General features: G+C 38.3%; 15 protein-coding genes. 7 read left to right on the top strand and 8 right to left on the bottom strand.

Annotated elements, in window-relative coordinates:
- Nucleotides 1-53: 53 nt before the first annotated feature.
- A complete protein-coding gene (locus OVA16_RS11910) occupies nucleotides 54-1838 on the bottom strand; it encodes a glycoside hydrolase family 15 protein (protein ID WP_267759628.1) in 1785 nt (594 codons plus the stop codon).
- Nucleotides 1839-2063: 225 nt separating this feature from the next.
- On the opposite strand from OVA16_RS11910, the gene OVA16_RS11905 reads away from it, so the two are divergent.
- Nucleotides 2064-2696 carry a hypothetical protein gene (locus OVA16_RS11905; RefSeq protein ID WP_267759626.1) on the top strand — a complete coding sequence of 211 codons (633 nt, stop codon included), beginning with the start codon at nucleotides 2064-2066 and terminating at the stop codon, nucleotides 2694-2696.
- A gap of 297 nt (nucleotides 2697-2993) precedes the next feature.
- Here OVA16_RS11905 and OVA16_RS11900 read toward each other — a convergent pair whose 3' ends face one another.
- The 7 genes from OVA16_RS11900 to guaB all read right to left on the bottom strand — a co-directional run bounded on the left by OVA16_RS11900 (nucleotide 2994) and on the right by guaB (nucleotide 13066).
- A complete protein-coding gene (locus OVA16_RS11900) occupies nucleotides 2994-4265 on the bottom strand; it encodes a glucose-1-phosphate adenylyltransferase (RefSeq protein ID WP_267759624.1) in 1272 nt (423 codons plus the stop codon).
- Nucleotides 4266-4280: 15 nt separating this feature from the next.
- Nucleotides 4281-5204 carry a glycogen synthase gene (locus tag OVA16_RS11895; RefSeq protein WP_324288607.1) on the bottom strand — a complete coding sequence of 308 codons (924 nt, stop codon included), beginning with the start codon at nucleotides 5202-5204 and terminating at the stop codon, nucleotides 4281-4283.
- Nucleotides 5197-5685, bottom strand: a complete 489-nt coding sequence (locus OVA16_RS20090) for a glycogen/starch synthase (RefSeq protein ID WP_324288370.1) — start codon at nucleotides 5683-5685, stop codon at nucleotides 5197-5199. Before OVA16_RS20090 ends, OVA16_RS11895 begins: the two co-directional genes overlap by 8 nt.
- A 407-nt stretch (nucleotides 5686-6092) precedes the next feature.
- The gene (gene cobA, locus OVA16_RS11890; protein ID WP_267759622.1) at nucleotides 6093-6890 is read right to left on the bottom strand and encodes a uroporphyrinogen-III C-methyltransferase; all 798 of its coding nucleotides are present in this window, start codon (nucleotides 6888-6890) and stop codon (nucleotides 6093-6095) included.
- 516 nt (nucleotides 6891-7406) lie between these two features.
- Nucleotides 7407-8000: a TIGR00730 family Rossman fold protein gene (locus OVA16_RS11885; RefSeq protein WP_267759620.1), complete on the bottom strand. Its 594-nt coding sequence runs from the start codon at nucleotides 7998-8000 to the stop codon at nucleotides 7407-7409.
- Between the two features lie 447 nt (nucleotides 8001-8447).
- On the bottom strand, nucleotides 8448-11063 hold the full coding sequence (locus tag OVA16_RS11880) for a TonB-dependent receptor (protein WP_267759617.1): 2616 nt from the start codon (nucleotides 11061-11063) through the stop codon (nucleotides 8448-8450).
- A gap of 530 nt (nucleotides 11064-11593) precedes the next feature.
- Entirely contained in the window at nucleotides 11594-13066 is a 1473-nt protein-coding gene (gene guaB / locus OVA16_RS11875; RefSeq protein WP_267759615.1) for an IMP dehydrogenase, read from the bottom strand.
- 354 nt (nucleotides 13067-13420) lie between these two features.
- On the opposite strand from guaB, the gene OVA16_RS11870 reads away from it, so the two are divergent.
- The 6 genes from OVA16_RS11870 (at nucleotide 13421) to OVA16_RS11845 (ending at nucleotide 19580) form a co-directional block, all read left to right on the top strand.
- The gene (locus tag OVA16_RS11870) at nucleotides 13421-13810 is read left to right on the top strand and encodes a hypothetical protein (protein ID WP_267759613.1); all 390 of its coding nucleotides are present in this window, start codon (nucleotides 13421-13423) and stop codon (nucleotides 13808-13810) included.
- 109 nt (nucleotides 13811-13919) lie between these two features.
- Nucleotides 13920-15749 carry a PQQ-binding-like beta-propeller repeat protein gene (locus tag OVA16_RS11865; protein ID WP_267759611.1) on the top strand — a complete coding sequence of 610 codons (1830 nt, stop codon included), beginning with the start codon at nucleotides 13920-13922 and terminating at the stop codon, nucleotides 15747-15749.
- A 752-nt stretch (nucleotides 15750-16501) separates the two neighbouring features.
- Nucleotides 16502-17626 (top strand): hypothetical protein, encoded by a 1125-nt coding sequence (locus OVA16_RS11860; RefSeq protein ID WP_267759609.1) that lies wholly within the window; start codon nucleotides 16502-16504, stop codon nucleotides 17624-17626.
- Nucleotides 17627-17629: 3 nt separating this feature from the next.
- Entirely contained in the window at nucleotides 17630-18184 is a 555-nt protein-coding gene (locus OVA16_RS11855; RefSeq protein WP_267759607.1) for an outer membrane beta-barrel protein, read from the top strand.
- Nucleotides 18103-18732 (top strand): hypothetical protein, encoded by a 630-nt coding sequence (locus OVA16_RS11850; protein WP_267759605.1) that lies wholly within the window; start codon nucleotides 18103-18105, stop codon nucleotides 18730-18732. Before OVA16_RS11855 ends, OVA16_RS11850 begins: the two co-directional genes overlap by 82 nt.
- Nucleotides 18733-18758: 26 nt before the next feature.
- Nucleotides 18759-19580: an OmpA family protein gene (locus tag OVA16_RS11845; RefSeq protein ID WP_267759603.1), complete on the top strand. Its 822-nt coding sequence runs from the start codon at nucleotides 18759-18761 to the stop codon at nucleotides 19578-19580.
- Nucleotides 19581-19657: the final 77 nt, after the last annotated feature.

Here is a 19657-nt window from a genome sequence, read left to right as displayed (position 1 = left end):
ATAGGCTAAAGTTGAACTTCGTAAGTCTTTAAAAAATTTTGAGTTTAATCTTACTATAAAAACACAGGCTTATCTAATTTCTTTGCAATCCGATAGGCTGCATTCATTAAACCCACATGGCTATAAGCCTGCGGAAAATTACCCCACTGACTGCCCGTTTTAGCATCTACATCTTCGCTAAACAATAACAAATGGTTGCAATATTTAATGATATTTTCAAAAGCTTCAACCGCTTCATCTAATCTGCCCACACAAGCCAAGGCTTCTACGTACCAAAAAGCACAAATTAAGAAGGTAGTTTTTGGCTTTCCAAAATCATCTGCATGTACATAGCGATAAAACAACCCATCCTCGGTTTTCAATTCTTTTTCTAAACCAATTAGATGGTCTTTGGCTCGCTGCGACGAAGGATCTAAATAATTCATCATGATGAGTTGCAGTGTACTGGCATCTAAATGCTTGCTTCCAACAGCATTGGTATAAACTTTCCGTTCTTCATCGTAGCAAGCTTCTATGTGCGCTGCAGCTTTAGCTATCAATACTTTAGCTCGCTCTTCTAACGAACTGTTACCAATGGTTTTAGCCATTTTTAAAGCTGCATTAGCACCTGCCCACTGAAACAAATTACTATAACAATGCGTATTGGCAATGTTTCTAAACTCCCAAATACCAGCATCTTTTTCATCAATAGTCATTTCAATTTTAGTTAAAACGCCATCTATCCATCTTACAGAATCTCCTCTTTCCGAAAAAACAAAGCGGTGGTCTGTGTAGAGTGGCAACATTGAAATGAGCACTTGTCCGTTAATGTCATTTTGAATATGCTCGTAAGCCTGGTTTCCAATTCTAATTGGTTTTTCTCCTAAATAACCCGTCAAATGATCTAAAGTTTCTTCTACAATATCGCGTTTCCCAGTAATGCCATACAAAGGCTGGTAACGCTTATCCGTATCAAAAGTAATATCCGAGATGTAATTGAAATACTTCTCCATTTCCTCAAAATGCCCAATATGGTTAAGGGAAGTAAGCACATAGAAAGAGTCTCGCAACCAGCAATATCTATAATCCCAGTTACGTGTACTGCCTGGCGATTCGGGCAAGCTTGTAGTACTGGCCGCTATGATAGATCCAGTATCTTCATATTGATGAATTTTTAAAACCAGCGCAGAGCGGATAACCAAAGGCTGATGAAAACCCGCGATAGAAGAATGCTTGATCCACATTCGCCAATAAGCAACGGTTTCTCTTAAAAAGTCCTCAGCGGTAGCTACTATTGGAGCTTCTAAATTATAGCCGTAGGTAAAAATCAAATATTTTGGATCATTTAGCACAAAATCTTGCTCATCTAAAATATAGTTTAACGACACGTTGGTGGTTAAGCGCATATCTTCTTCGCAACCAAAATAATCGATATGGTTGCTACCTAAGGCAGACCTCATTTTACCTTTACCATAATCGCAAACGGGTTCGCAGGCCACTTTAATTCGCGGAGTTCCTTCTAAAGGTTCTATTTTTCTAACCAACATTAAAGGCTTAAAATAGCGCTCATGCAAGTGAAACCGAGGGGCAAAATCGGTAATTCGGTATTTGCCATCAGCAGCGGTAATTTCTGTTCTTAATACATTGGTGTTCTCAATGTAATATTGTTGCGAGCTGTATTCGGTAGTTGGCAAAATGGTACATCTTCCACCTTTTTGCTCGTCGAGCATGGCGCCGAAAACAAAAGAACTATCGAACCTTGGCCAGCAAAGCCAGCTGATGTTTGTGTTTTTATGGATGTGAGCGATGTAAGAGCAGTTTCCAATAATTCCTGTTTGATATAAATGTGTAGCTGTCATAAAAAATATAGGATGTGTAAATATTAAGAACAGCAAAACTTCGGTAAGGTTTAGAAAAGCCTGAAATTACTGGCACGAATTGAGCTGGCTTGGTTCAATTTCTTCACAATCTTTTTAGTTTATTTTTTAACTTTATGGTGAAAGCAGTTGCGCAAAGCCTAACATGTTCTTTTGGGACAAGTGTGTTGCGCAAAATACGTTAGTTTGCAGAATTTTGCAGAAAATATGGATAAACAAAAACTGAATAAGGATGTAACTGAAGACAACTTAAATCATACTTTTAAGAATATTCTTCTTCTGGAAAAATTATTCATTCTCGAGATTAAGAAAATTTATGAGATTGAAGATGGAATAAGTGAAATTAATCACTACATAATGTCTATTGCAAATAGAGCGATTTCTTTAAATAGAGGTTTTGTAACGTTAGCTGAAAGTAATAATTATCAGTCAGCTATCTCATTGATGAGACTTCAAATAGATAACTGTTTAAGACTTTATGCTTTAAGCCTATACGGCAACCCTAGCGAATTTTATGAAAAAATAATTAAGGGTGAACATATCAGAAACCTTAAAGATAGAGACGGTAATAAAATGACAGATAACTATTTAGTTAATAAAATTGACAAAATATTCCCCCAATTCGATTCACTATATAAAACATTAAGCGGACATATACATTTTTCATCTGAACACTTCTCTTTTAACAATAAAGTCGAAAATGGAACTGTCTCAATATCTGTAGGAAATATTGAAAACTTGGACATTTCTAAAAAATTAGATTATTCATTTAATATGTTTTTAGTTGGCAAAGATCTTTTATCGATAATTGCCGAATATAGAATTGAAATTACAAAGTAAAAAACTATCCCAATGGTTTAATTGCTCGCTTGCGGTCACTTAAATCTAAACATTAAACCCAAGACTACATCTGGCAATACAACACCAATTAAGCTATAAAAATCTAGTCAAGCTATTACAGTTTGGAGACTTTGGCTTTCAAAATTGATTTATTGGTCTTTCAGAAAACTTGAACCAGAACGGGATGAATTGGAGATATTTGGATATTTTAAGAGTACGGGCGAAAAATTTTTCGCCCCGACAAAAAAGCCTTTCAGACACAACTGAAAGGCTTTAATTTTATTAGAGGCATAGGAGCTAGATTACCGTACCGCTAGGCAGCACCGCACCTTTTTTAACGACCACAATACCATCTTTCACTACGTACAAACCATAATCGCCTTCCGCTAAATGTGGCCCGCCATTAATACGTACATCATTACCAATTTTCGAATTTTTATCAATAATAGCGTTGTTAATGTAACACCTATCGCCAATACCTAGCAAAGGCACGCCAGCTTTGTTGGCTTCGTTTATTTCATCTAAGTTTTGATAACGATCGCTACCCATTACATAACAATTGGCGATAGTGGTACCTCTGCCAATACGTGCTCTAATCCCTAAAACAGAGCGTTCTACCCTACTGGCTTGTATAATGCAACCTTCGGCAATAATTGCTTTTTCTAAAGTAGTGCCCGATACTTTGGATGGCGGCAACATCCTTGCTCTTGTGAAAATGGTATGTGCGGTATCGAACATATTAAATTGAGGCAGCTCATCTGTCAATCCTAAATTGGCATCAAAGAAAGAAGAAATATTACCAATATCGGTCCAGTAACCTTCGTACTGGTAACTTAAAACCTTATTTGCTTCTAGTGCTCTTGGGATAATTTCTTTACCAAAATCTTTCTCTTCGGGGCTTTCGTTTAACATTTTGATGAGCACATCTCTGTTAAATACATAAATACCCATCGATGCTAAGAAATGTTTACCCTCACGCATCATTTCCTCGCCAGTATCAGAAGTCCAGTCTGGCAACAACTCATCTTTCGGTTTTTCGATAAAAGAAGTGATCACGTTGTTTTCATCCGTCTTCATGATACCAAAATCATTGGCATCTTTAGCAGTTACTGGGATAGTAGCGATAGATATTTCTGCTTCGGCATCAATGTGTGCTTTCAGCATATCCTTAAAATCCATTTGATACAACTGGTCTCCCGATAAAATCAAAATATAGTCAAACTCGTGGCTTACAATATGGTGCATACACTGGCGAACGGCATCGGCAGTTCCCTGAAACCATGCCGGGTTATCTGGCGTTTGCTCTGCTGCCAGAATATCTACAAAAGCCTTAGAAAAATGGCTAAAATGATAAGTATTTTTAATGTGTTTATTTAACGATGCCGAATTGAACTGAGTAAGTACAAACATACGGTGTATGCCCGAGTTTAAACAGTTAGAAATTGGGATGTCTACCAAGCGGTATTTACCTGCGATAGGCACTGCTGGTTTAGATCTTGTTAATGTTAATGGTGCTAACCTAGAACCTTGGCCACCGCCAAGAATTACTCCTAATACTTTGTCCGTCATCGTTTTATTTATGTTTTACATTTGGTATATCTCTATGTATCGTTGTGCCGAGCTGTCCCATGAGTGATCTATCGACATCATATATTTTCTTATTTCTTTTACTCTGTTCTGGTCGCCGTAAAGTTCATAAGCCCTACCTATGGCGTGGCCTACATCCCATACACTGGTTTGATCGTGGCAGATACCAAAACCGCCATCGCCAATATCAATTACGGTATCTTTTAATCCACCAATGCGCCTTACTATTGGTATTGTTCCATATCGTAATGCGTACATTTGGTTTAAACCGCAAGGCTCTACCCTCGATGGCATTAAAAGAAAATCTGCCCCCGCGTAAATTTGATGCGACAAAGCTTCGTTATAGCCAATAAAGGCATTGTACTTGCCAGGATACCTGTGTGTAATATCATTTAACCTGTCCTCAACGTGTGTATCTCCAGACCCCAAAACTAAAATATTGATTTCGCCATCACTTTGTGCCAAGGCATTGTAAAAAATATCAGGTAATAAATCAGCTCCTTTTTCTCCTACCAACCTGCCGATAAATGTATAAAGTGGCTTAGTTGGATCGAGATTAAAAACACGGCAAAGCTCTGCTTTGTTTGCTTTTTTTCCACTTTCTACGGTTCTGGCATTAAAGCCCTTGGTAATCATTTTATCTTGTTGCGGATTCCAAACTTCGGTATCTATACCGTTAAGCACGCCGAAAGATTTGCCTCGCTCTTGCGCTAGTAAACTTTCTAAACCATTTGCTGTGTGACTAATTTCATCTAAGTAACTAGGAGACACCGTAGTTACCCTCCAAGCGCATTTAATAGCCGCAGCCAAAGGGTTAATTGCATTGGCCCAATCTAGTTTACTGGTATTAATTAAATCAAATGCTGGAAGATAATGTAATTTATCCCAACCAAACTGACCCTGATATTGTGCATTATGGATACTCAGCTGTTGGTACTTGGTTTAAGTGCGCATATTGGTAGCAATTACTTACCATAAACGGAACTAAACCGGCATGATGATCGTGAACATGAATTACATCTGGGCGGTGTTGCCACTGCGCAATCCAATCTAACGCAGCAATTTGAAAAGCCAAAAAGCGTTCTGTATCATCACTATGGCCATATACACCCTCTCTATCAAACAAGCCGGCAATGTGTACTAAAAAAATATCGAAGCCGAGTTTATTTGTTTTTTCCCTTAAAATTCTAGCCTGATAATTTGTTGAAGCTACCTTAACCCAGCCATCGTAAACGGTTTCAAAATCATTTTCATATAAAAATTTACAATTGTAGGCGGGCATAACCACTTTAGCCACATGGCCAAGTTTATTTTGATATTTAGGCAAAGCACCTACAACATCACCCAAGCCACCTACTTTAGCAACCGGATAGCACTCTGCACTTAAATGTATGATCTCCATAAAATATACTCAGAAAGAAATTGTTTTAAATTACCTAAATCATCGAGTATTGCAAACTTTTACTCAAATTATTTTAGTAAACTGGGGAATATCAGTTTTTGTCTCCTGTTTCGTCATTGCGAGGTACGAAGCAATCTTACAACTATAGCTGGCAATAAAAACTATCGCATTAAGATTGCTTCGTACCTCGCAATGACGATTTACATAAAATTTTACTGAAATTATTTTTAGCAAAATAAAGAATATCAAGGTTTAGCCACAGATGCACAGATAAATATTTTTACAGCACACATCAATTAAAAAATCTGTGCACCTGTGGCTAACAACACCCTTAAAAACGAAAAAGCTGGACCCGAAGACCCAGCTAATCACAACCAAACAAAAATATTACATCAAGTAATAAATCTTTAATATTCTTCTTGTGCCATTATCGCATAAAATTGATGGATGGAGTTAAATTGCGGATGTAATGAAACCACATTTCCAAACACCAATAAAGCTGGCGAACTTAATTTCTTTTCTTCAATTAATTCTTCAATCGTATCTACTATACCTACCACCACGTTTTCTTCTTTCGACGAACCGTTTTCTATTACCGCCACAGGTAAATTTGCTTTTCCTTCTGCTTTAAAGATGGAAGCAATTTCTTTAATTTTTTCGATACCCATTAACACCACAATGGTAGCGTTAGATTTTGCAGCCACATACAAATCTGGAGAAATTTGTCCTTGAGCATTGGTTCCCGTTACCACCCAAAAACTTTCGCTCATATTGCCATAAACCATCGGGATTTTTTGCAGTCCTGGTACGCCTAGCGCACTAGAAACGCCCGGTACAATTTCGGTTGGAATGTTGTAAGATTCTGCAACATTAACTTCTTCGTAACCGCGAGCAAACACGAACGGATCTCCACTTTTCAATCTCACTACATGACCGTAGTTTAAAGCATAATCGATCATTAACTTGTTGACTAATTTTTGAGAGAATGACTCATCATCAGAACGTTTGCCCACATAAACTTTGATGGCATTTTCTGGTGCATGGTTTAGCAATGCTTCGTTTACCAAAGCATCATACAAAACTACATTGGCAGTTGCTAACGCTTTAACCCCTTTTAAGGTTAATAAATCCGGATCTCCAGGACCCGCACCCACTAAAGTTATTTTAGGCTCAACTACGTTTCTGTCTACTTTTTCTAAAATCATTGCTCTGCATTTTTAATCAACAGCACAAATGTATATAATTTCTACCTATTTAGTAGAATATATTTTAAATAAAACATAATAAATTGATAATGAGATAAATAATTTTAAAATTTCAGTGACTTAAACAAATTATTTGGAGCGCAATTTCCAGTATTTCATCGGTACCTAAAGTCCTGCACTTCGTTACAAGTCCTCCCCAAGCCAAGCTTTGGATGCGGGCTTTCCACTTCGTTCAGGGCTATTTTGCTGCGACAAGTGCTACTGTTTTCGGAAATAGATATTGTTTAAATTCGAGATTAGTTCTAGAACTAACATTCAACTTCTAAAGAAACCGTAAAACTGATGCTGAAATAAATTCAGCATGACGAAGCCTTAATTTACCGTCACCCTGAATTTATTTCAGGGTCAGTAAAACAAGTAAACTAGTGCAGTGGCGGTATCATAATGCATAAACAATAGCTATCGCTTTAAGATCCCGTTTTCACGGGGATGACGAACGATGAACAATCCAACTTCTTAAGTCAAATTTCTGTCTCTAAACCAAACTTCATCTGGAATGGCCGAAAAACTATCCATTTTTTCTATTAAAACACTGGCATCACTTTCGTTAAAGACCAAATCGCGATTAGCTGGCTTTAAAAACCGATGGTGCACCATCATATCCATTTGCGCAAAAAGAGGATCGTAAAAACCGCCAACATTTAACACACCGATTGGCTTGGCGTGTAAGCCCAGCTGCAACCAAGTCAACACTTCAAAAAATTCTTCGAGCGTGCCAAAACCACCAGGCAAAATCACAAAACCGTCAGATAAATCGGCCATTTTTTGCTTGCGTTGGTGCATGTTCTCGGTAATAATCATTTGAGTAATTCCTTTGTGACCAACTTCTTTATCCATTAAAAACTGCGGAATTACACCAGTTACCGTTCCTCCTAAAGCCATTACTTCATCCGCAATTACGCCCATAACTCCAACGCTGCCGCCACCATAAACTAAGGTAATATCTTGTGCCACCATTGTTTCAGCTAATGCTATAATAGCTTGTTTAAGTATCGGATCTCCGTTAAAATTCGAACCGCAGTAAACACAAAGTGATTTTAATTTATTCATGCTTCGAAGATAAAACTCTTTTTCCAAAAAAATAGTCGGCATGTACCGACCATTTAATTATTGTAATGACTATATAGATTGCTTCGTCGTACCTCCTCGCAAAGACGCTACTATTATCGTCTTTAAGTTAAGGAAAAAGTCTTCGACAAGCTCAGACTGACACAGAGTTCCTTAACTTAATGACATTGGACGCTATTATTATCGTCATCGTTGTCCACCTTTGCAATTGCGAAGAATGAGCATAGAGACTTACCAAGTTTAACTTTAGCCTATTTTATTTCTCTTACTGAAAAGTTGAAGACTTCGCCGTTTAAAAACTTCTTAAGTCTTTTAAGCAAAAAACTTTGACAAACTAAAAGCTACATGCTTATCAGTTTGTCAAAGTTAGTCTGCAAACGTTTACACGTAAACGCCCAACCTAATAAATTAATGATACTATTGAACTATTTAGAAACTAAATCTTAAAGTAGCACCATAAGTTCGTGGATCTCCCAATACGCCAGCATACAAACCAGCATTGCCTGCTGCAGCCTGCAATTGTTCGAAATAATTAGTTCCACCGAGGTTTCTGCTCCAAGCAAAAATCGAGAATTTTTCTGATCTAAAACCAAGTCTGGCGTTTAACAAAGTATAGCCATTTATCACTAAAACTCTTGACGGCGTTGGATTTGAAGAGTACTCCGAGCGATAACTTATATCGCTAGCAATAAAATACCTACCTTCTCTTTCGGCTAGCTTACCTGCTGTGCTTAACTCTGCTCCACCAGAAATATTCCATTTAGAAATACCAGGCAATCTACCTCCAGAAACATCTTTAAATGCAACCTGTGTAGCTACACCATTGATTACTTCGGTTCTCCCGGTTTCTTCTAGTGGCAGTGGCGCATTTGTAAATTTAACATATTTGCCTTCCAGATAAGCTACTGCAGCATTTAAGGTTAAAAACCGCTGCAATTGATAACTACCATCAACCTCTAAACCTTTGACGCGTACTTTTTCTGCATTTGCTAAATACCCTCTATTTACCCCCAATTGTGGCGATTGCACATTAGTTTGGTAATCTTTAATGTCGGTATTAAATGCAGTAATGTTCAAAATTGCACCCGCAGTTGGCTTTGTTTTTAAACCCAGTTCATAATGTTGTACATACTCTGGTTTTACTATAGCTACAGATAAATCGGCTGCACCAGTTGATGTAGTTGGTAAACCGCCTACATTAACACCAACTGGCTTATAGGCGGTAGAATAAGTAGCAAATGCGTTCAGTTTATCGCTTGGGCGGTAAGAAACAGTTAAGTTTCCAGACAGGTTATTGTTATTAGTACTGGTATTAAATTGCTGGTTCGAGTAAACTGCATTTTTAAGTCTTAATAAAGCAGCATCCGAAGTTTGTAAGCCGCCGTAAGTTCTTCTATCGTAATCTACTTCTTTTTTATCGTAAGTAAACCTGATGCCAGGCAATACGTGTAATTTATCAAGCACCTCCCAGTCTACCTGCGCAAAAACAGCCGCACTTAACGACTTAATGGTAGAATTTGTAGTAATACCGTAACCTGTTAATAAATCCCGATTGGCACTATATAAAGCTTGCTCGCCCGTAGCACTAGTTTGCACAAAACGCCATTGGTCTCTTCCTACTTCTTCGGTTTGCCCTAAGCCTTGTAAATTCTGCCCAAGAAAGAAAACACCCACCACGCCACTTAATTTATCGGTGAGATCTCCTGCGTACCTAAACTCTTGCGAATATTGGTCGTGACGAGTATTGCCCTGCGACTTAGTCAATGCAGCAAACTCGGTAAAATCCCGATCATTGGTTGGATCCCAGTTCCAAAATCTCCAAGCGGTGGTTGAAGTAAGTTTACCGCTACCAATTTTATAGTCGGCATTTAAGGATATCCCTCCAATAGATTGGTTGTGTCTCCAAGGTGTATTGGTATAAATTTCTCTAGCAAAAGGGTCAACTATTGGCTGTGTGTACCCTAAATCTTCAACTATTTTAGCATACTGACGGAAAGCGCTTCTTTCTGTGGTAGTAACGCCAGCAACCACCAACGGATAGCCTGCTGGATGCTGAATACTAACATCGCCGCTTAATAACAGTTCCAATTTTTCGTTTGGCGTAAACAACAATTGCCCTTTAGCACCTAAGTTATTTTGCCCGCTATATTTTCGTTCTTCACGTACGTTCCAGATGGTGCCATCACGCTGCGTACCAGAAATGGAGATTTTTGCTGCCAGATTTTTTGCCACACTACCTGTAGCCGTAGTTTTAGCCTGAATGAAATTATAGTTACCAAAACTTAGTTCAACTTTTGCACTTGCAACATGACTCGGTTTTCTGGTAGTAATGTTAAATGCGCCTGCGGTGGTATTTTTACCAAACAAAGTGCCTTGTGGTCCGCGAATTACCTCAATTTGATCGATATCTATGAAATCTGTTGAAGTTGCTGCTGGACGAGCATGGTACACACCATCTACATAAAAACCAACGCCAGGATCGATACCATCGTTAGTTAAACCAAAAGTAGAGCCTAAACCACGTATATTTAATGTAGTATTTCTTGCATTGGAAGCATACAATTGGACCGAGGGCACCAATTCTTTTAAGCGATTAACGTTGAAAGCACCTGCATTTTCAGCGGCCTGTCCGCCGATAACTGTAATTGGAATAGGAACTTCTTGTAAAACTTCCGAACGGCGACGCGAGGTCACCACAATCTGATCTAGCTGAGAAGCTTCTAGCAAAACCAGTTCTATTGGTGTGGACGTGATGGTTAAAATTTGAAAATCTTGCGGTTTAAAACCTACGGAACTTACTTGAATGTAAAATGGGACCTCTGGAACCGAGGTTAAGCGAAATTCGCCTTTTTCGTTTGCACTGGTAGAAATATTTGTGCCTCTTATTTTAACAGTAGCGTGAGGAACTGGAGAACCATCCCCTTTTTTGACTACTCCACTAAAAGGAGTTTGAGCATGAGCAGATGCAGCAGAAAGGATTAGTGATAAAATGGTTAAGATAGTGAGGTAAAAGTTTTTTCTAAGTGGGTATAGTTTAATTTTCATTGTTGTAATTGGCTATTAAAGTGCTTGCTGTATGGGTATTTTGAGAACATTAAGAGAATTATTCGACATACAGCAACACATGGGATTTAGGATCTTTTTCATCTTTTGGATTTGTTTTAAATGATGACCAAACCACCCCTATGCATCAGGACGGTTTCAACATCAAAAGTTTAAATTATATTAAATCTATAGAACTAGTAGACAAATATATTAAAGTTTTTACAATCCGAAATTTTATTTTGAGAAATTTGTGGTCTTGGTAATGGAGAAGGTTGATTTTAGCAGGGATTTTTGTGTTTTAAACCAGATTGAAGTGGAAATACTTTTTGGTGTGTCATCCTGAGCTTGTCGAAGGATTGTTTGTTAATCGCAGATGCTTCGATAAACTCAGCATGACAATGATTAGCGGTAACGGATCACAAAAAGGTTGTAACGAAAAGCGGGGCTATCATAACCGACGCCCCGCTGTATTTGCTTTACCCCTAAATCCCCTAAAGGGACTTTGTATTCCCCTTTAGGGGTTGGGGTTATTATTTACTTGTATAATTTGGTGCTTCCTTAGTAATCGTAATATCATGTGGATGACTTTCACGCATACCCGCAGCGGTAATTTGTACAAATTGTGCTTCCTGTAATTTCTCGATAGTAGCGGCGCCACAGTAACCCATACTGGCACGTAAACCACCAATGTATTGGTACATTACCTCTGCCAAAGTACCTTTGTATGGCACACGCCCTACAATGCCTTCTGGCACTAACTTTTTAATATCATCTTCTACATCTTGGAAATAACGGTCTTTAGAACCTTGCTCCATTGCTTCGATAGAGCCCATACCACGATAAGATTTAAACTTACGGCCTTCGTAAATGATGGTTTCGCCTGGCCCCTCTTCTACCCCTGCAAATAACGAACCTGCCATCACCGTACTTGCACCAGCAGCAATTGCTTTGGCAATATCGCCAGTGTGTTTAATACCACCATCGGCAATAACCGGTACACCGGTACCTTTTAAAGCTTTAGCACACTCAAAAACAGCATATAACTGAGGCACCCCCACACCCGCAATAATACGAGTGGTGCAAATAGAACCTGGCCCAATACCTACTTTAACAGCATCTGCACCAGCATCAGCTAAAAACTTTGCTGCATCGCCTGTAGCAATGTTACCTACAATTACCTGTAATTCTGGATATTTCGCTTTTACTTCCTTCAACTTATCTACCACACCTTTCGAGTGCCCGTGAGCGGTATCAATGGTAATTACGTCTACTCCAGCATTTACTAAAGCATCTACACGTTGCAAAGTATCTGGAGTAACGCCAACCGCAGCACCAACACGTAAACGACCACGCTCATCTTTACAAGCATAAGGGTAATGTTTTACTTTTTGGATATCCTTAAAAGTGATTAAGCCACTTAAAAAACCTTCTGTATTAACTACAGGTAGCTTTTCAATTTTGTGATCTTGCAAAATTTCTTCTGCCTGCTTTAACGTTGTACCTTCTGGCGCAGTAATCAAATTTTCTTTAGTCATTACTTGCGCAATAGGCTTGCTCATATCCTTTTGGAAGCGCAAATCGCGGTTGGTAATGATGCCTACCAATTTATTATCGGCACTTACCACAGGGATACCACCAATTTTATGCTCTTTCATGATTTTAAAAGCATCTGCAACTACCGAAGTTTCTAACAAAGTTACCGGATCTTGGATCATGCCACTTTCCGAACGTTTTACTTTGCGAACTTCTTCTGCCTGCCTTTCGATACTCATGTTTTTGTGCAACATCCCGATGCCACCATTTTGTGCAATGGCAATAGCCAATTCTGCCTCGGTAACCGTGTCCATAGCTGCAGAAACCAGAGGTACATTCAATTGAATTTTCTTGGTTAAATGGGTGCTGGTGTTAACGTCGCGAGGTAAAATTTCCGAATATGCAGGTACTAACAATACGTCATCGTATGTTAAACCTAAAGCAATAAATTTTTGGGGATCGAGTTGCATAGCAAATAAATTAGTTTTCTTATTTGCGGGGCAAAGATACAATATTTCTTCCGATAATGAAATGAGAATTGTTATATTTAAGTAAAGCTAATGTGGTGTTTCATAGGTTTTGCTAGTCCTGCTTTCCGCTTCAATCTTTTTGTATGCTGTCCTCCGTCATTTCGAACGTAGAGAGAAATCTTGTTGACAGCAGCATTTAATTTGAAGATTTCTCCTCATACTTCGTCGAAATTGACGCTCCAAAAAGTATTTACGCTTCAATACAGGTTTATTTTACAAAAAACATTGCTCCTATTTTCGTCACCTTGTAGCGTTTAACAACGAGCCTGCGTATGGGCTACAAAACCTAAATCAATGAAAAAACTAAATTCACTTGTATATGCTGTAATTTTTTGCACAGCAATTTTTATAAGTAGCTGCGACAAAGAAAAAACACAAAATGAAGACCAACAGGAATTGGCTCAACTCTTAACAAAAATCAGGGCCTTGGCAGAGTCTAGCCGTTGTGGAGACGACATAAACATTCAAACTCTTCCATTTGGAAACAAGGCATGTGGTGGCCCCTCTTCTTACGTGGCATACACCAACACCATCAATGTACAAGAATTAGAAAAACTAGCAGCAAATTATACCGACCTCGAGATACGCTATAATAAAAAATGGTCGGTTATTTCTGACTGTGCACTTGTTGGCGGGCCAAAATCAGTAAATTGTAACAACGGAGAGCTTCAAATAATTTACTAAAATCAAACAATATGGAAAACCTCATCTTATACGTCAAAATTTCGTTGGAATTCTTCTACCAAAAATATTTAGCCTAATTTCCCTCTCCCATAATAAAGAGGAACACACAATGAAGAATTTCTGTATTGCAATCTTTTTATTGATTGCAAATTTCGGCTACGCACAAAACTTTAAATATGCCTTTGTAACCGATACGCATGTAGGCACCGCAACAGGCGAAGAAGATTTGAGAAGAACCGTAGCCGACATTAACTCGCAAAAAGATATCGATTTTGTAGTGGTAACTGGCGATATTACCGAAATGGGCACTAACGATGAGCTAAAACTTGCCAAAGAAATTCTCTCAGGCTTAAATAAAAAATTCTACGTTATACCTGGCAACCATGATACAGGTTGGTCCGAATCTGGCGGTGTTTCTTTCATCAAAGAGTTTGGCTACGATAAATTCACTTTCGATTACAATGGCTTCCGTTTTATTGCTTGTGCTTCGGGGCCTTATGTACGCATGAGCGATGGCCACATCCCTCGTGATGCCACCGTTTGGTTAGATAGCGTGCTCAACAAAACGCCGAAGACCATGCCCATTGTTTATATCAATCATTACCCTTTAGATAACAGTTTAGACAATTGGTACGAAACCGTAGACCGATTAAAAACCAAAAACATCCAATACGCGATTTGTGGGCACGGCCATCAAAACAAAGCCTACAATTTTGAAGGCATAGCAGGTACCATGGGTAGATCTAACCTGAGAGCAAAAGATAGCATTGGTGGCTACAACATTGTAGATATGACCAAAGATTCTGTGTTTTTCACTACCAGAAAACCTAACGGAGAAACTTTAGCAACCTGGCGTAAAATTGCCTTAAAAACTTTTGTTAACGATGGCAAAGCTTACGAACGACCAGATTTTTCTATCAATAAAAAATATACAAATGTAAAACCAGTTTGGACTTATCATTCTAATGCCAATGTGGTAAATACACCTGCCTACAACAATAATTTAGTGATCTTTGGCAATAGCTTAGGTTTAGTAGAAGCCCTAAACAGAAAAACAGGTAAACCTGCCTGGACGTACCAAACCAAAGGAGCAATCTATTCATCTCCAATAATTAATAATGATCTAGTGATTTTTGGCTCGGGCGATGGAAATATTTACGCATTACATTTAAAAAACGGTAAACTCGCTTGGAAAACGGCCGCTCAAAAATCGGTACTAGGTTCGCCAGTTATCCAAGCTGATGTTCTTTTTATAGGAGCTAGCGACAATACCTTTAGTGCTTTGGATGTAAAAACTGGCAAACTAAAATGGCAATTTAAGGAAGTTGAAGGCACTATTGTAGGCAAACCACTCATTTACCAAGGCAAAATCATCTTTGGTTCTTGGGGACGTCATTTATATGCTTTAGACATTAATACTGGTGCGTTGCTGTGGAAATGGAACAACGGACACGCCAATAGGATGTTTTCGCCAGCAATGGTTACACCAGTTGCCACAAACAATACCATTTACATTGCCGCACCCGATAGAGTGTTAACCGCTATAGACGCTACTACTGGCCAAACTTTATGGAGAAACAGCGAGGCAAAAGTTCGCGAGTCTATCGGGTTGTCTGCCGACAGCGCTTTAATTTACGGTAAAACCATGCAAGACGAAATCGTAGCCTATAAAACTACTCGTACAGACGAAGGTGTAGCTTGGAAATACAATGCTGGCTACGGTTACGAACACACGCCATCAGACTTAATAGAGAAAAATGGCAAGCTTTTCTTCGGCACCAAAAACGGAACGGTTTACTGCATTGATCCTTTAGCTAAGAAAACCTTATGGGCACATAAAATAGACAACGCTATGGTAAATACTTTTAAAGTAATAGACGATAAAACTTTAGTAGTAAGCACAATGGATGGAAAAATAGTCCTACTTAAAGAAAACTGATTTAAAACAAACGCTATCGAGTGCTGAATTTCTATATTTAATCGAGTTGATGTGCGATGTCACTTGTGCTACGGCCAAAAACAACCCAAGCCCCAACTGGCACAATCAACAATCTGTACCAGCTTAGATAGATATCATACTCACATTGCCTTTGATAGCAGCTCATCATAGATTTACAAGCTAAAAACACCCAGTAAACAGCTACGATTTCTGGCGTAATCGGAAATTAAAAATCAGCAAAGCTAAACTTTAAAGATTACCTAAAATTAGCTTCTCAAAGACTGAGCTGCCCTTGTTATTTTTGCAGCTTAATCCCGCAAAGGCATATCTTTTACGAGTGAGCTATTAGGCTGCAACCTCTCGTTACCTCAAGAATAATGATCTTTTGAAAACCCTCAAATTAAGGATTTAGACACTTAGTTGCCTTGAGCTTGTACAAGAAGTTAATTGGAGCATGTTATGGTACAAACATCCAGAGCTAACTAAGCAGCCTATCAAACCTTTTAGATTATTAATCTATAGCTTATAAGCCATCCGATTTTACCACGATAAATAATGGGTTAAAAAAACTAAAAGCCAGAAGTTTAGTAACAATGTCAACTATTCGACGTACCCATAAACACTCCAAAAAGTTGTAAAACAATGCTTTAAGTGCTTTTTTCATTATTTTTGCATCACATCTACATACCAACGTAACTCTATCAAACGATTAAAAAGTTTAGACTTTACCTGCCAAAGAAAAACATATGAAAATGCTAAAAAAAACTATTTTATTTTTTTTAATACTTTTTTGCGTAGCTTTTGCTAATGCACAAGTACAAACGCTGGAATTAAATAAAAAATATCAGCAGTTTAATAATGGAGCTAAACTACCTGCCGAAAGTAATTTTATGGTAAACAGTCCCTTAGCAAGCCACATAGGCTTGGTAAGTATGCGAATCAACAACAAAGACTTTAAAAAAGGAGACTTTTTATACGAAGCCGTTTGGAAAAGAAGCACTGCTAACGAAACCGTAGCGAGTTTAATGAGTAATTTTAAATTGAGACAAAATGCTGTATACAGTTTCAAATTTACCTATTACCGCACACTTTCTACTCAAGAACGTGAGGAAATTAAACGATCGCTTTTGCAAACCTGTGAAGCTTTTCTACAGGCAAACATCAACAAAATTGGCACACGTTATGCGCTAGAACATAGCCCAAAATCAATTTGGACAAACCTAAATGCTGCTGTTGCGCAAAGTATGTCCTTTTACAGGCAACCTAAACAATTTGCTGGCAACAACCAACTTTCAGAATTGATTTACCTACAGTTGGTACAAACAGCCAAGCGTAAAACAGAAGTTGGCTTAGACACCGTAAACAACTTAAACAGTTTAAAAATGCAAATTGCCAATGAACTAAACAACATTGTAAATAAGTACGAATACGTAATTGATGATGAACTAGAAATTATTGATTATAGTACGGAAAAAATTAGTGGGGCACTAGCATTAAACCTAGGTTATGGTGGTATTTATGATAGCGGAAACATTGATAACTTAAATTATTTTGATGCCCCTTACGCCGGATTGAGCTTTGCGCTTGGCAAAAAAGCCTTTAACAGTCAGTTTTGGAGTAATACCTCAATAAGTGCCGGTGTGTTTTTAAAAAACTTTAAGTCAAATACCGACGCAAAAATTTCTGGCCCTGTAGTAGGGCTGCCACTTTACGCTGCATTTGGACACAAGTTTTTCAATTATTTTAAGGTAAATGCTGGTGCTACTATACTTGAAGAACAAAACTTAAGTACGCAAAACAACAGTATTTATGTAAGGCCCTTTATTGGCTTAAGTGTTGAGTTGTATTTGTGGTTGGGCTTTCAAAGAAAAAATTAAGCTATGAAAATATCTATATTACGACTAGTATTTTTTATGCTGGGGCTTTCGGGCACGCTACAAACATTAGCACAAGAAAAATATCGCAATCAAATTTTTGCTGAATATGGCGTATTGCAATATAATGCAGCAGATTATCATTTCCTCAATAAAGACCACCGTTTTTTAAGCGGAAGTTTGGGCTACAACTTTGGCCTTAGCGAGTATTTCAGCATCGGCATTAAAACTAAGTATTACCGGCTAGCCCAAGCCATTAGTCCGAGCAATAGCTTATTAGCCGCCAATACCTTGCAAGCCGATTTTGGCCTACAGTTGCCTCTGCTTAACCAAGCTTACCAGCTTAGAACATTTAGCCCTTACATAGTTTTGGGTATAGGCTATGCCGCGGTGCATCAAAACAATCAGCTAGATCAAATCGACGAAAAATATGCATTTATTCCAATTACTACCGGAATAGACTACAACTTATCGAGCAAATGGGCCTTGGGTGTAAGCGCCGAATATCGCTTAGCAAAAAAAAACACAATAGCTGGACTAACCAATACCATCACTACCTGAATGTTTTCAACTCAGCTTCGGTAAGACTAACCTATCGTTTTGGTTTCAAAAATGCCCAACGTATACAGGTTCAACAAATTTATAGCAGAGCAGCATATCCACAAGCGTTGAAGCAGAACCAAGAAACCAAGGTTTTAACTGAGGCTAATAATGCTAACACTACGGCAGTGGCTAAATATAATAACCATACCGAACTGCGTAGTAACCACATTACAGATACACTTGATGCCGCTGACAACAAAACGGTACTTAATCATATCCGCAGAGACACCACCACGCAAAAGCAACAAACTAGCCAAAGCATTGGTAGCGACAGCCTTTTGAGGCTTACCAATACTTCAACCGTTTCAGATTCGCTAATTGTGGCAAATAAATTTGGCGAGAATAACTTAGGCCAACTCCATAAAAACTCACCAATTACCAATACGCTAGTTAAGACTAACACAACAGACAGCCTTCTTAATTTAAAGACATCGAGCAAAAAATTAGCAGCAATAAGCGATACTTTACTGGTTGCCACGAAAGCTTTGAACAGCATCCAGTATTAGCGCCAAAAACCGCTGTTGCTGGCAACTTGGAAAACAACAGAAAAGATGATTTAAGTGCTGAAAATACCGCACTTAAAAACAGGTTAGCTTTGCTGGAAACAGAAAGATCTACCAATGCTAGCTCAGTAAGTAATGGTTACACCGCCACTAGGTATCCAGAAAACTATAATTATAAACAACAAGAAGCAAAAACAGTAATTGTACCAGTACCTATGGGTAATTTTAATGCTACACCAACAAGCCAACTTACCGATACTATGGCTAAAGACAGTGTGTACCTTGCAAAATCTAGCAGTGCTATAGATTCTATACAGCAAAAGCTCAGTACTATGCAGGCTCAACTCAACAAATTAATCCTGCAAGCGCAAATTGCAAAAGAAAACACCAAGTTAAATAACCAAGAAAGTGCCACTCAAATGCTTTCTCAGCAACAGTATTTACAAAAGCAGATTGAACAACTACAACAAAAAAACAAATTGCTTAGTGATAGCTTGTCCAAACAAACCACCAACGTGGCAAAGAAAGATCAACAACGGTTAGCTATCTATTTTAAAATCAACGATACCAACATTGACCACCAAGCTGCACAGCAATTAAAAAACTACGCTACAATAATAAAAGGCCAGCAACCCAAATGGATTTTGCTAGAAGGATTTACAGATAAAAGTGGAAACCCAGATTACAATCTTAAACTATCCCAACAAAGAGTGGCCTCGGTAAAAGCATTTTTAACCAAGCTAGGCGTAGCTTCGAGCCAACTCTTAGAAAAAAACTTTGGAAGCAAATTTGCCACCGAAAAACAGAGTGATAGCGAACGTAAGGTTACTTTAAGCTTGTGGTACGAATAGACTGCTTAGTAATACTGCTATATTGGGCACAATACATTTTTTGCTTTGCTTTAAGGTAAAAGCAACGATTGCAAATG

Source organism: Pedobacter sp. SL55, assembly GCF_026625705.1.
Lineage (GTDB): Bacteria > Bacteroidota > Bacteroidia > Sphingobacteriales > Sphingobacteriaceae > Pedobacter.
This window is presented reverse-complemented; position numbering and strand designations above follow the sequence as displayed.